At 64.1% G+C, this 12,107-nt stretch carries 14 protein-coding genes; 10 read left to right on the top strand and 4 right to left on the bottom strand.

The annotated features are described in order from the left end of the window. Positions 1-7: 7 nt before the first annotated feature. Genes NKJ76_RS00920 through motA form a run of 4 tightly spaced genes read right to left on the bottom strand, consistent with a single transcriptional unit; the run spans position 8 to position 3,335 of the window. Positions 8-1,024: a flagellar motor switch protein FliG gene (locus tag NKJ76_RS00920; RefSeq protein ID WP_352536578.1), complete on the bottom strand. Its 1,017-nt coding sequence runs from the start codon at positions 1,022-1,024 to the stop codon at positions 8-10. Between the two features lie 44 nt (positions 1,025-1,068). After that, the gene (gene fliN, locus NKJ76_RS00915; protein WP_352536577.1) at positions 1,069-1,458 is read right to left on the bottom strand and encodes a flagellar motor switch protein FliN; all 390 of its coding nucleotides are present in this window, start codon (positions 1,456-1,458) and stop codon (positions 1,069-1,071) included. A gap of 33 nt (positions 1,459-1,491) precedes the next feature. Continuing rightward, positions 1,492-2,424 (bottom strand): FliM/FliN family flagellar motor switch protein, encoded by a 933-nt coding sequence (locus NKJ76_RS00910; RefSeq protein ID WP_352536576.1) that lies wholly within the window; start codon positions 2,422-2,424, stop codon positions 1,492-1,494. Positions 2,425-2,459: 35 nt separating this feature from the next. Then, entirely contained in the window at positions 2,460-3,335 is an 876-nt protein-coding gene (motA, locus tag NKJ76_RS00905) for a flagellar motor stator protein MotA (RefSeq protein ID WP_023671751.1), read from the bottom strand. Between the two features lie 144 nt (positions 3,336-3,479). Here motA and NKJ76_RS00900 point away from each other — a divergent pair, with 144 nt between their 5' ends. The 10 genes from NKJ76_RS00900 (at position 3,480) to NKJ76_RS00855 (ending at position 12,105) form a co-directional block, all read left to right on the top strand. Next, positions 3,480-5,291: a DUF1217 domain-containing protein gene (locus NKJ76_RS00900; protein WP_352536575.1), complete on the top strand. Its 1,812-nt coding sequence runs from the start codon at positions 3,480-3,482 to the stop codon at positions 5,289-5,291. 7 nt (positions 5,292-5,298) lie between these two features. Beyond that, entirely contained in the window at positions 5,299-6,024 is a 726-nt protein-coding gene (gene flgF / locus NKJ76_RS00895; RefSeq protein ID WP_023671749.1) for a flagellar basal-body rod protein FlgF, read from the top strand. A gap of 4 nt (positions 6,025-6,028) precedes the next feature. Further along, complete coding sequence (fliI, locus tag NKJ76_RS00890; RefSeq protein ID WP_023710976.1) at positions 6,029-7,450, top strand: flagellar protein export ATPase FliI; 1,422 nt, start codon at positions 6,029-6,031, stop codon at positions 7,448-7,450. Next, positions 7,437-8,297: a hypothetical protein gene (locus NKJ76_RS00885; RefSeq protein WP_352536574.1), complete on the top strand. Its 861-nt coding sequence runs from the start codon at positions 7,437-7,439 to the stop codon at positions 8,295-8,297. The genes fliI and NKJ76_RS00885 overlap by 14 nt, the downstream gene beginning before the upstream one ends. A gap of 100 nt (positions 8,298-8,397) precedes the next feature. Then, positions 8,398-8,778 carry a flagellar basal body rod protein FlgB gene (gene flgB, locus NKJ76_RS00880; protein ID WP_023683310.1) on the top strand — a complete coding sequence of 127 codons (381 nt, stop codon included), beginning with the start codon at positions 8,398-8,400 and terminating at the stop codon, positions 8,776-8,778. 2 nt (positions 8,779-8,780) lie between these two features. Further along, the gene (gene flgC / locus NKJ76_RS00875; protein WP_023686341.1) at positions 8,781-9,197 is read left to right on the top strand and encodes a flagellar basal body rod protein FlgC; all 417 of its coding nucleotides are present in this window, start codon (positions 8,781-8,783) and stop codon (positions 9,195-9,197) included. Continuing rightward, positions 9,197-9,532 (top strand): flagellar hook-basal body complex protein FliE, encoded by a 336-nt coding sequence (gene fliE / locus NKJ76_RS00870; RefSeq protein WP_352536573.1) that lies wholly within the window; start codon positions 9,197-9,199, stop codon positions 9,530-9,532. The genes flgC and fliE overlap by 1 nt, the downstream gene beginning before the upstream one ends. Before the next feature lie 12 nt (positions 9,533-9,544). Continuing rightward, on the top strand, positions 9,545-10,333 hold the full coding sequence (gene flgG, locus NKJ76_RS00865) for a flagellar basal-body rod protein FlgG (RefSeq protein WP_023673650.1): 789 nt from the start codon (positions 9,545-9,547) through the stop codon (positions 10,331-10,333). Positions 10,334-10,339: 6 nt separating this feature from the next. After that, complete coding sequence (gene flgA / locus NKJ76_RS00860) at positions 10,340-10,867, top strand: flagellar basal body P-ring formation chaperone FlgA (protein WP_352536572.1); 528 nt, start codon at positions 10,340-10,342, stop codon at positions 10,865-10,867. After that, positions 10,864-12,105, top strand: coding sequence for a flagellar basal body P-ring protein FlgI (locus tag NKJ76_RS00855; RefSeq protein ID WP_352536571.1), 1,242 nt, complete (start codon positions 10,864-10,866; stop codon positions 12,103-12,105). The genes flgA and NKJ76_RS00855 overlap by 4 nt, the downstream gene beginning before the upstream one ends. Positions 12,106-12,107 lie beyond the last annotated feature (2 nt).

Below are 12,107 nucleotides of genomic sequence, written 5' to 3'. Positions count from 1 at the left end.
CTCGGCGTTAAGCCGCTTCGCTCTGCTGCGATGAGGGCAGTTCGAAAGCCCCCTCGCGCGAAAGCCGGATTGTCGCCACCGCGATGTTCTTGCGCGCCGTCATGATGTCGGCAAGCTGAATGCCTTCCGAGCCCTGTCCGAGCTCGGACTCGATCATGCGCCGCGACCGTGCGCCGATCGCCGAGAGCGCCGATTCCGTCAATGCGGGTGGTGCACCGCGCAGCGCCACCGTAATCAGTTCGGTCGACAGCCCGTCGAACAGAAGCACCCGCGCCTTCTGCGTCAAAAGCGGCAGATCGTCGAAGGCAAACAACCTGGAGCGGACACCGCCGAGGTCCGGCGTGCCGGCCTCTTCCAGATCCTGCATGACCTCTTCCAGCTGCGGCTTGTCCATTTCGTTGAGCACACTGGCGACGCGCGCCTGTCCGGCCGAGATATCCTTGGTCGCTGTCTGCGCCAGCACGCTGGCGCGCAGCTGGTTCTCGATGATCCTGGTGGCCGCGTCCGGAATGGTCGCCATCGTCACCATGCGCTTGATGATCTCGCTGCGCATCGGCTTTTCCATGGTCAGCAAAATGTTGGCGGCGGCCTGCGGCGCAAGCTTCGACAGCACCATGGCCGCGGTCTGGGGATGCTCGGCGGCAAGGAACGTGCCCAGACGCGTCGGCTCGAGCTTTTCCAGCTCCGGCCAGATCGGCGGTGGTCCTTCCGGCGCAACCTCGAAGCGCTTGTCGCCCATGATGGCGCTCATCTCTTCGGGCGACAGCGATTCATTGAGGATCGTGTCCATCCGGTCGGCGGAATCGAGCAGGCCCGCACCTTCGGTGAACTCGGCCTCGAATTCGGCGACGATGCGTTCGAGGTCGCTTTGCGGAATGGTGCGCAGCAGCCGCGCCCCTTCGATCAGTGCCTTCAGTTCTTCTTGCTTGAAGAATTTCAGCAGCCGGCTGGCCGAAGGTTTGCCCATCGCCACCAGGATGGCGGCGGCCTTTTGCGGGCGCGTGAGCGTCACCGGCGTCGTCATGGCATAAGCTCCGATCGCTGCTGAGACCGCATGTCGTCTAATCCTCAGGCGCTCTTGGCGGCAGCGATGATTTCGGTCAGCCTGATGCCAAAGCGCGACGGATCGCTTTCCAGCACGGTGATCTCGCCGCGCGCTATCTTGCGGCCGTTGACCACGACATCGACCGGTTCGCCGATGCGCCGGTTGAGCGCCACCGTCGAGCCCTTCTGCAGCGCCATCAGGTCCGACACCGGCATTTCCGTACTGCCGAGGATGATCTGCACATCGACCGGGATGCTCATGATGATGTTCGAATTGGCGCCGGACGTGGCAGCCCGCAAGGCGGCCTCGGGGCGCTTTTCCTCCTCCTGGAGGACGCCGCGCAATTCCTCGATGGCGCGGTCGAGCTGCTCGTCCGGCTGGTCGATGTTGGCTTCCACCTTGGTCTTGGCCATAAGTCGTCTCCAAATGCTTGAGCTTGCCCGGCGTCAGCCCGGCATGAGCCCATCGATAAAATCCTGACCGGCATCGTAAGGATGCCTGATCCGGACGGTGTAGTTCTGCCCGAGTTTGCCGAACTCGCAGACAAACAGCGTCTTGTCGCGCGCGCTCAGCTTGGCGTGCGACTGCGCGGTTTCCTCGAACTCGATGATCTGGCCCGGCTCGAAACCGGCGAGATGGCCGAGCGTCAGGCGGGCCAGCGGCATGGTCGCTTCGAGCGTCACCGTCGAGCGCATGACCTCTTCGGAAAAACGTGCCCGCCAGTCGGAGGTCGTGCCTTCGCTGTCGTGGACATCGGCGATACCGCGTGTGGCCAGCAGGATGCGCTGCGGGATCATCACCGTGACCGTTCCGCTGTCGGTCGGCGTCGAGATGCCGAAGACGATGCGCACCGCCGCGCCATCGCGCAGCACGCGGCGCTTGGCTTCGCTGCCCGAAAGCGCCCGCGGCACCGGCAGCCGCAGCTCGAGCGAGCGCCGGCCTGATCCGTTCAACGCCTGCGCAACTTCCTGGAAGACCGTGGTCGCAACATCGGTCTCGATCTGCGACAGAGCGCGCTCGATCGGCGAAACCGGCTGATCCGGATCGCCGCCGAACAGCGCGCACACCATCACGGCGATGGCCGGCGCATCAGCCACCAGCGTCATCGCATCCGAAGACGTCGGCGATGCTATGATGGCCATGGCAAAGGCATCGCCGGCATTCGTGCGGGCATCGGGAACACGGCTGATCTCGACCGTGCGCAGGTCGACGGTGACCGGTGCACCGAGCTCGCCGGCCAGGCTCTTCTGCAGCAGCGGCAGTGCGCGCTCCCCCATCGAGCGCCCGGTGCCGATGACGTGAGCGGCCTCACCGCTTTCACCGACCAGACGCTCGATGATCAGCGAGCGGGCTTGCGAGGGGCTGCCAGGACTTGTCATGACGGCGTGCGGTCCTGTCTGTCTTCATGCATGGCTCAAGCCGCTTTCTTCTCGGCGGAAGCTGTGTTCATCGTGCTTTGCTCGACGGCATCGATCGTCGGCCGCTCATAGGACGAGATGGTCTTGCGGCCGAACTCGATCGCCACCTGCGGCAGAGCGCCGTTCATATAGGCAAGCAGCGTCTGCTTGACGATGATATAGAGGCGATTCTTCTTCTCGCGCACCGTCTTGATCTTGGTGGCAACCGGTCCGACCACCGCATAAGACAGGAAGATGCCGAGGAAGGTTCCGACAAGGGCGGCGCCGATCAGGCCGCCGAGGATTTCGGGCGACTGGTCGAGCGCGCCCATCGCCTTGACCACGCCGAGCACGGCGGCGACGATGCCGAGCGCAGGCAGACCGTCGCCCACCGCCACCAGCGCATGGTAGGCCTTCATCTTGTCGGACTTGATGGTCTGGATTTCCTCGTCCATCAGCGCCTCGATCTCATGCGAGCGGGCATTGCCGATGATGATGATGCGGCAGTAGTCGCAGATGAAATTCGTCAGGTCGTGGTTCTTCAGCACGGTCGGGAACGCCTGGAAGATCGCCGACTCCTCCGGATTGTCGATGTGCGCCTCGACCTCGCTGCGCGACTTCGAGCGCAGTTCGCGCATCAGGCTGTGCAGCACGCCCAGCGTCTCCAGATAGTCGCGTTCTTTCGGTACCGCCTGCTTGAACGCTTCGAGGATACCCCTGCCGGTGTCCTTGACCGTCTTCATCGGGTTGGCGACGAGAAAGGTGCCAAGTGCGGCGCCACAGATGACCACCGCTTCCCAAGGCTGCATCAGCACATGCAGATGGCCGCCCATGGCCATGAAGCCGCCGAGAACACAGCCGAGCGTCACCACAAGTCCGATCAGAATGCCCACGCCAGATCCTTCCGCATCACGTCAGGCCTAACCGATAGCCCCCGTGCCTTGTGTGAGGCTTGAATCATGCAAGGTGAGGCGATTCAGCCTCGCGCAAGCAAGTCCGCATACTCTTGCTTTTGAAGCTGCGACCGGAGGCATGTCGTGTTGAGCACTTTTACCAGCTACCAGCTCATCGCCAGGGACATCCCCAAGGCGATCGACCGCATCGAGGCGGAGCCGATCACCAAGCGCGACACCGACTACTATCTCGCCAACATCGGCAGCGTGAAATCGATCGACGATTTCGTCAAGAACGACCGGCTGTTCAAATATGCCATGAAAGCCTTCGGTCTCGGCGACATGGCTTACGCCAAGGCCTTCATGGTCAAAGCGCTGAAGGAAGGGGTGTCGGATTCCGACAGCTTCGCCAACAAATTGAGCGACAAGCGTTATGCCGAGTTCGTGTCGGCCTTCAATTTCGCCGCACTTGGCGCTAATGCCACGAGCTACAATTCGGCACAGCAGGGCGTGACCAACAATTATGGTCTCCAGGTCTCGGTCGGCCCTTCGCAGAACGGCTACACCTACTACAAGGGCGAAACCTCGTACTACCTGAGCAACATTTCCAACGTAAAATCGATCGACGACCTGATGGGCAACGATCGCCTGCTCACCTATGCGATGGCCGCGTTCGGCCTGGACGCCGACGCCGAGCCGGCTGCGACCGTGCGGGCCATGCTGGAAGGCGGCGTCACCGACCCGAACAGCCCCGCAAACACGTCGACAAACAAGGGCTATGCGGCTTTCGTCGCGGCTTTCGACTTTGCCCAATATCGCGACCAGGCTACGGCGCGCGACGCCGTCCAGCAGGCGGTGCCGAAGGCTGTGATCGGCGGAACCGGACTGTTGCTCGTCAAGCCGACCGCGCAATACATCAAGGGCGAGGCCGACTACTACGCAGCCAACATCTCCAAGGTGAAGTCTATCGAAGACCTGCTGAAGGACAAGCGCCTGCTGACCTTCGCCATGGCTGCCTATGGGCTTGATGCATCGACCCAGACGACGAAGCAGATCCGCACCATGGTCAATGGCGGCGTCACCGATCCGTTGAGTCCCGCCAACCTGTTGACCGACAAGAGCTACGCCAACTTCGTCAGCGCCTTTGATTTTGCCCAGTATGACGATCAGACGACCACGCGCGAAGCGGTGCTGAAGACCACGCCGAAGCTCTACACGACCGAGTCCAGTCTTGGCCTCATCAAGCCGAATGCGGACGCCGTCCAGGCCGAGACCAGCTACTACCTCGCCAACATCACCAAGGTGAAATCGGTCGACGACCTGATGGCCGACAGCCGCCTTTATAACTATGCTCTGTCCGCAAGCGGGCTCGATCCGGCGACCACCAACAAGGATCTCGTCCGTGATGTCCTGGAGGGCGGTGTCCGCGATCCCGCCAGTGTCGCCAACAAGCTCTCCAACAAGGCCTATGCCAGGCTCGCCACCTCGTTGAATTTCGAGGCCTACGGCGAAGCGGCAACGACCCGCAGCCCGTCGCAGCAGCCGGTGGTCGACAAATACATGCGCCAGACCCTGGAAGAAGACGCCGGCAAGACCAATGAGGGCGTGCGGTTGGCGCTCTATTTCGAGCGCAAGGCCTCGACCATCACCAACTGGTACGACGTGCTGGCCGACACGGCCCTGGCCAGCGTGGTACGCACCGCCATCGGCCTGCCCGATTCCTTCGCTGCCGCAGATATCGACAAGCAGGCGCAGGCCTTCGAGGCAAAACTCGACCTCACCGATTTCACCGACCCGGCCAAGCTCGAGAAATTCCTCACCCGCTTCACCAGCCTTTGGGAAATCAATCATCCGACCTCGACCGCCCAGACATCGATCGGTGTGCTGTTTGCGCAGCCGACCACCGTCGGCATCTCGACCGATCTGATGATGGCCATGCAGAAACTGAGATTCTGAGAACACCATGCAGGACAGCCTTTACGTCGCCCTTTCCTCACAGATCGCGCTTGAGCGCCGTCTCGACACCATCGCCGATAATGTCGCCAACGCCTCGACCATCGGCTTTCGCGCCACCGGCGTGAAGTTCGAGGATGTCGTCTCCGGCAGCGGCCCCAAATCGGTGTCCTTCGCCTCCTCCGGCAAGACCTATTTGTCCGGCGCGCATGGCGCGATGACGCAGACCGGCAACCCGTTCGACTTCGCCGTCCAGGGCGATGCCTGGTTCGGCATCGACACCCCGGCCGGCACCGTGATGACGCGCGACGGACGTTTTTCGATGAACGAGAACGGCGAGTTGATGTCGCTCGAAGGCCATCCGGTGCTCGACGCCGGCGGTGCGCCGATCCAGCTCGACCCGCGCGACGGTCCGCCCAAGGCGGGCGCCGACGGCTCGCTGCGCCAGGGCGACAAGCTCGTCGGCGCCATCGGCCTGTTCAATTTCGATCCCGGCCCGAATTTCGTCCGCTACGGCAATTCTGGCATCGTGCCCGCGCGTGCGCCGGAGCCAGTCACCGACCGTTCCGATCTCGGCGTCGCGCAGGGCTATGTCGAGGAATCCAACGTCAATCCGGTGCTGGAGATGACGCGCCTGATCATGGTCCAGCGCGCCTTCGAGAACACGGCGGCGCTGATGCGCCAGACCGACGCCTCGACCGACGACGCCATCAAGACGCTCGGCTCCAAGTCGTAGCGGCATGTCGAGCAGCAAATCATCGATACGCGCGCTTGAACGGCAACCGGAGACAGCACCGGAAAACCGGCTGGCTGCGCTGGAGCGGATCTGGCGCCGCTTCGATGACACCGAGACGTTGCTGCGGCGCGGCGGCCGTGTTTCGGAGGTTTCGCCAACGCATTACAAGGTGCGCGGCCTGTCTGAAGTCGCCAGGCTTGGCGACCTCGTCGAACAGCGCGGCAATGCCGGCACGCGCCGCGGCGAGATCGTCAGGATCGGCCGCGACGAAGTCGTCATCGCCCCTTTCGAACGCAGCGCCGACGCCGGCATCGGCGACGCCGTGTTTCGCCGCGGCCCGCTGACGGTAACGCCGCATGCTTCGTGGCGTGGGCGCGCCATCGACGCGCTGACCCGCGTCATCGACGGCGGCCCGCCGCTGATCAGGATCGGCGAGGCTGCGAGCGGCGACGGCACGACGCCCGGCGCCATGGCGCGGCAGCGCGTCGGCACCGCCTTCACGACCGGGGTCAAGGTCATCGACATCTTCACGCCGCTCTGCCTCGGCCAGCGCCTCGGCGTCTTTGCCGGTTCCGGCGTCGGCAAGTCGACGCTGCTCGCTATGCTGGCCGGCGCCGACGCCTTCGACACCGTGGTCGTGGCGCTGATCGGCGAGCGCGGCCGCGAGGTACGCGAATTCCTCGAAGACACGATCGGCGCAGAGAGCATGGCCAAGACGGTCGCCGTCGTCGCCACCAGCGACGAGAGCGCCATGATGCGCCGGCGCGCGCCGGATACCGCCATGCGCGTTGCCGAACATTTTCGCGACCAGGGCCACCGCGTGCTGCTGGTGCTGGATTCGATTACCCGCTTTGCCCATGCGCTGCGCGAGGTGGCGACCGGCACCGGCGAGCCGCCGGTCGCCCGCGGCTATCCCGCTTCGGTTTTCACCGACCTGCCGAAGCTGCTCGAACGCGCCGGACCTGGCGCTGAAGGCCCCGGTATCAAAGGACAGGGATCGATCACTGCCATCATCTCGGTGCTGGTCGACGGCGATGACCACAACGACCCGGTTGCCGATTCGGTACGCGGCATCCTCGACGGCCATGTCGTGCTCGACCGCGCCATTGCCGAACAGGGCCGCTACCCCCCGGTCAATCCGCTGTCGTCGATCTCGCGCCTCGCCGACAAGGCATGGAGCCCCGAGCAACGCATGCTGGTGACCAGGCTGAAATCGATGATCTCGCGCTTCGAGGACACACGCGACATCCGCCTGCTCGGTGCCTATCAGGGCGGCGCCGACGCCGAGCTCGATATTGCCGTGCGCCAGGTGCCGCTGATCTACGAGGCGCTGACGCAGTCGCCCAGGGATCGCGCCTCGAGCGACGCATTCTCCGACCTCGCCCGTCATCTGAAAGGCAAGCAAAGTGTCGATGCAGGAGACTGAGCTTCAGTACACCGAGCGGCTTTTGCGCGAGATGATCGCAGAGGCCAGTGCCGCGGAAGAAGCCCGGGCCAACGAAGCGAGAGCTGTCAGGGCAAAGGCCGATCTCGACAAGGCCGCCAAGGCTGAGGCCATTCTGGCCAGGGCCGCCAGGCCATTCTTGCCCAGGGTAGCCAGCGTAGTCGAGTCCACTGTGCCTCGCTTGGCCGAGCCTGCCTTGCCCAGCGTCGTCAAGCCTGAATTGCCAAGGACCCCTCGCGCCGGCCCCAAAGAAGCGATCGAGACCAGTCGTGACTCGCTTCTCGACGGGCTGTTCCCGGTCACCGAATGGCCGCAGCCGCCAAGGCCGCAATATCCCAGGCTCGACAAGAAATCCGACCGCCGCAGCGATATCGTCTTTGCCGCGCTCGGCATCACGCTTGGCCTGATCTGCGCGCTGTTTCCCTGGTATATCTTCTTCAATCAGGACCAGTTCGGCGTGCAGGCGATCAAGTTCGGCGGCAGCGGCACCAATGCAGGGCGGGTCAGCGGCGGCTCGCAGATGGAGAACAGCGGTCAGCCGCTGACGGCAAACGATGTTCCCGATGTCGACCTGTTCGCCACCGGCACGCTGCAGGACCCCGAGGTCCCGGTCCAGGTTCCCGACGAACAGCCCTTTCCGGCGGACCCCAAATTCCGCATGGTTCATGTCGCCAACGGCCGCGCCATGATCGAGGACGATGCCGGCCTGTGGATCGTCCAGCGCGGTTCGAAGTTGCCCGATTCCAGCATGGTCTCGTCGATCGAGCAGCGCGGCGGCAAATGGGTGATGGTCACCAGCACCGACCAGATGATCGAACTCTCCAGGTAGTCGCACTCTCGAAGTAACGGCACGGGCCGAGCGCCCGACCCGCGCAAGGTCCGCGCAAGACTGGCAGCCTAGTCTTGTACGTACCAGCCCGGAGATCCCCATGGAGCCCGTCAATCTTTTCGATCTCGCCGCCAAGCAGTCGCAATGGCTGTCGGTGCGCCAGTCGGCCATTGCCGGCAACATCGCCAACGTCAACACGCCGGGCTACACCGCCGGCGATGTCGAGCCGTTCGAGAAGGTGCTCGACCGCACGGCAGTGTCGCTGACCGCCACCCAGGCAGGCCACCTCGGCACTGCCGCCACTAATGCCGGCTTCACGGTCAAGCCAGAAGAGACGACCGGCGCCATCATGCCCTCGAAGAACACGGTGGTGGTCGAGAACGAACTGATGAAGGCCGGCGAGGTCCGCCGCTCGTTTGAACTCAACACCGCGATCGTCAAGGCCTTCCATTCGATGATGATGATGGCGGTGAAGAGCTGACCATGGACGCTTTGACCTCAGCCCTCAAGATCGCCGCGTCCGGCCTCAGCGCCCAGTCCGACCGTTTGCGCGTCGTTTCGGAAAACCTTGCCAACGCGCAGTCGACCGGCAACACCCCGGGCGCCGATCCCTACCGCCGCAAGACCATCAGTTTCGTCTCGGAACTCGATCGTGCCTCGGGTGGCACGACGGTCGAGGTCAACTCCATCGACCGCGACCCCAGCGACTTTCCCGTCGAATTCCAGCCCGGCAACGAGGCCGCCGACGACAAGGGCTACGTCAAGATGCCCAATGTAAACGTGCTGGTCGAGATGGCCGACATGAGCGAGGCCAACCGCTCCTACGAAGCCAACCTTCAGGTCATCAAGCAGGCGCGTGATCTGATCTCCATGACCATCGACCTGATGAGGAACCAGTAATGATCAGCGGCATTGGCGGTATCGGATCGCTTCCCCTCAAGCCGGAGATCGGTGGCGCCGATACCACGACCGACCTGTTCCAGGGCACCAGGGCGCCGACGGCCGGCACCGGGATCGGCACCACCTTCGCCGAAGCGCTGAGCCAGGCTGCTTCAAAGACCGTCAACACCTTGCAGAATGCCGAGCAGGTGTCAATCCAGGCGCTGAGGGGCGACGCCGACACCCGCCAGGTCGTCGACGCCGTCATGAGCGCCCAGCAGGCCCTGCAGACCACGATCGCCATCCGCGACAAGGTCGTCTCCGCCTATCTCGAAATCAGCCGTATGGGCATCTGAGGAGAACTTGCCGTGAAAGCACTCGCCATCGCAGCGACCGGCATGAATGCCCAGCAGACCAATCTGGAAGTCATCGCCAACAACATCGCCAACATCAACACCACCGGCTACAAGCGCGCGCGGGCCGAATTCTCCGACCTGCTCTACCAGGTCGACCGCACACAGGGCGTGCCCAACCGCTCCAATTCCTCGCTGGTGCCGGAAGGCGTCTCGATCGGCCTCGGCGTCAAGACGACGGCGGTGCGCAACGTCCATACCCAGGGCGAACTGACCTCGACCGGCAACAGTTTCGACATGGCGCTGACCGGCCGCGGCTGGTTCCAGATCGAGGGCGGCGACGGCGGCACGCTCTACAGCCGCGCCGGCGCCTTCAACACCAACGCCACCGGCCAGCTGGTGACCGTCGACGGCGCCAATGTCATCCCGGCCATCACCGTGCCGACCGATGCCATCGAAGTCGTCGTCAACAAGACCGGCCAGGTCTTTGCCCGCATCGACGGCCAGACCGACCTCCAGCTGCTGGGCCAGCTGCAGCTCGCCAACTTCGCCAATGAAGCCGGCCTCGCGCCGCTCGGCGACAATCTGTTCCAGGAGACGCCGGCCTCCGGCCCGGCCAATGTCGGCGTGCCCGGCGATCCCGGCTTCGCCTCGGTCGAGCAGGGTTATCTCGAGGCCTCCAACGTCGATCCGGTCAAGGAAATCACCGAGCTGATCTCGGCGCAGCGCGCCTATGAGATGAACTCCAAGGTCATCCAGGCCGCCGACGACATGGCCTCCGTCGTGTCCAAGAACATCAGGTAAGGTTTGATGCTCTCTCCGGCCTCCCGCTCCGCGCTCTGCCGCACCGCGCTGATCCTCGCGCTGGTGGCCGGCAGCGTTCCGGCGTTTGCGCAAGAGACCGCAAATCAGGAGAACAGCACCCAGGTTGCGAGCACTCAGGCGACCGGCGAGGTCGTGCTGATCCCCAACCGGGTCATCTATCCCGGCGAGATGATCGACCAAGGCGCGTTGAAGCCGGTGACGTTGCTCCCCGGCAAGCACAGGCCGGATGCGGTTGCCACGCAGGCGCAGGAACTGCAGGGCAAGGTTGCCAAGCGCACGCTGCTGCCCGGCCGCTATATCCCGGTCGCCGCCATCCGCGATTCCTGGCTGGTCGAACAAGGTGCTGCCGTGCAGGTCTATTTCATCGCCGGCGACCTCACCATTTCGGCTACGGCGGTGTCGCTGCAGCCGGGTGCCGCCGGCGATTTGATCAAGGTCCGCAACACAGACAGCGGCAAGATCTTTTCCGGCACGGTGATGGCGGACGGCACCATCCGGGTCAGCGCGTCATGAGACGCGGAGCTGCCCTTCTGCTCGCGGCCGTTGTCGGCCTGCAGCCGGCGCTGGCCGACGGTCTTACGCCGAAGCAAAAGCGCGATCTTGCCGGCCAGAATGGCGGCGCCTTTGTCCATCCCGAATATGATCCGGCCACCACCAGCCGCATGTTCAGGGTGTCCAACGGCCCAAGCTCTCTGCCACCCGGCCAGGTCGCATCGCGCATCAAGGACATCGCGCAGCTGCAGGCCTCGCGCGACAACCAGCTCGTCGGCTACGGCCTCGTCATCGGCCTCGCCGGATCGGGCGACAGCCTGCGCAATTCGCCCTTCACCGAACAGTCGATCCGCGCCATGCTCGAAAATCTCGGCATCGCCACCGAAGGTGGCAGCGCGCGGGCCAAGAACGTCGCCGCCGTCATCGTCACCGCCAACATGCCGCCTTACGTGCAGTCGGGCGCCCGCATCGACATCGACGTCTCCTCCATGGGCGACGCCACATCGCTTGCCGGCGGCACGCTGATAATGACGCCACTGAAGGCGGCCGATGGCGAGATCTATGCTGTCGGGCAAGGCTCGGTCATCGTTTCCGGCTTCACTGCCCAAGGCGATGCCGAAAAGCTGACGCAGGGCGTGCCGACGGCCGGCCGCGTGCCCAACGGCGCCATCGTCGAGCGCACGGTGCGCGCCGAATTCGAGGACCAGGCGCTGCTCACCTTGCAATTGCGCAATCCCGATTTCTCCACTGCCGTCCGCATCGCCGACGCCATCAACGGCTACACCTCGCAGCGCTTCGGCATGCGCGTGGCGGCGGAGCGCGATGCGCGCACCGTGCAGATCAGGCGGCCGAAGAACGTTTCGGCGGCGCGTTTCTATGCCGAGATCGAGAATTTGGTGGTCGAGACCGACACGCCGGCGCGCGTGGTCATCGACGAACGCACCGGCACCATCGTCATCGGCAACGAGGTCAAGATCTCGCGGGTGGCGATCAGCCACGGCACGCTCACCGTGCGCATCACCGAGCAGCCGAAGATCGTCCAGCCCGAACCGTTCTCCAAGGGCGTGACAGCGGAGGAACCCTTCACCACCATCGATGCCACGCGGCCTGACGCCCGCGTCAATGTGCTCGACGGACCGAACCTCGAAACGCTGGTGTCTGGCCTCAACCGTCTCGGCGTCAAGCCGGACGGCATCATTGCCATTTTGCAAGGCATCAAGTCGGCCGGCGCTTTGCAGGCCGATCTGGTTCTCCAATAGGC

This window comes from Mesorhizobium sp. M0029 (assembly GCF_040323735.1).
Classification (GTDB): Bacteria; Pseudomonadota; Alphaproteobacteria; order Rhizobiales; family Rhizobiaceae; genus Mesorhizobium.
The sequence above is the reverse complement of the archived record's forward strand: the minus strand, read 5'-3'. Positions and strand labels throughout refer to the sequence as shown.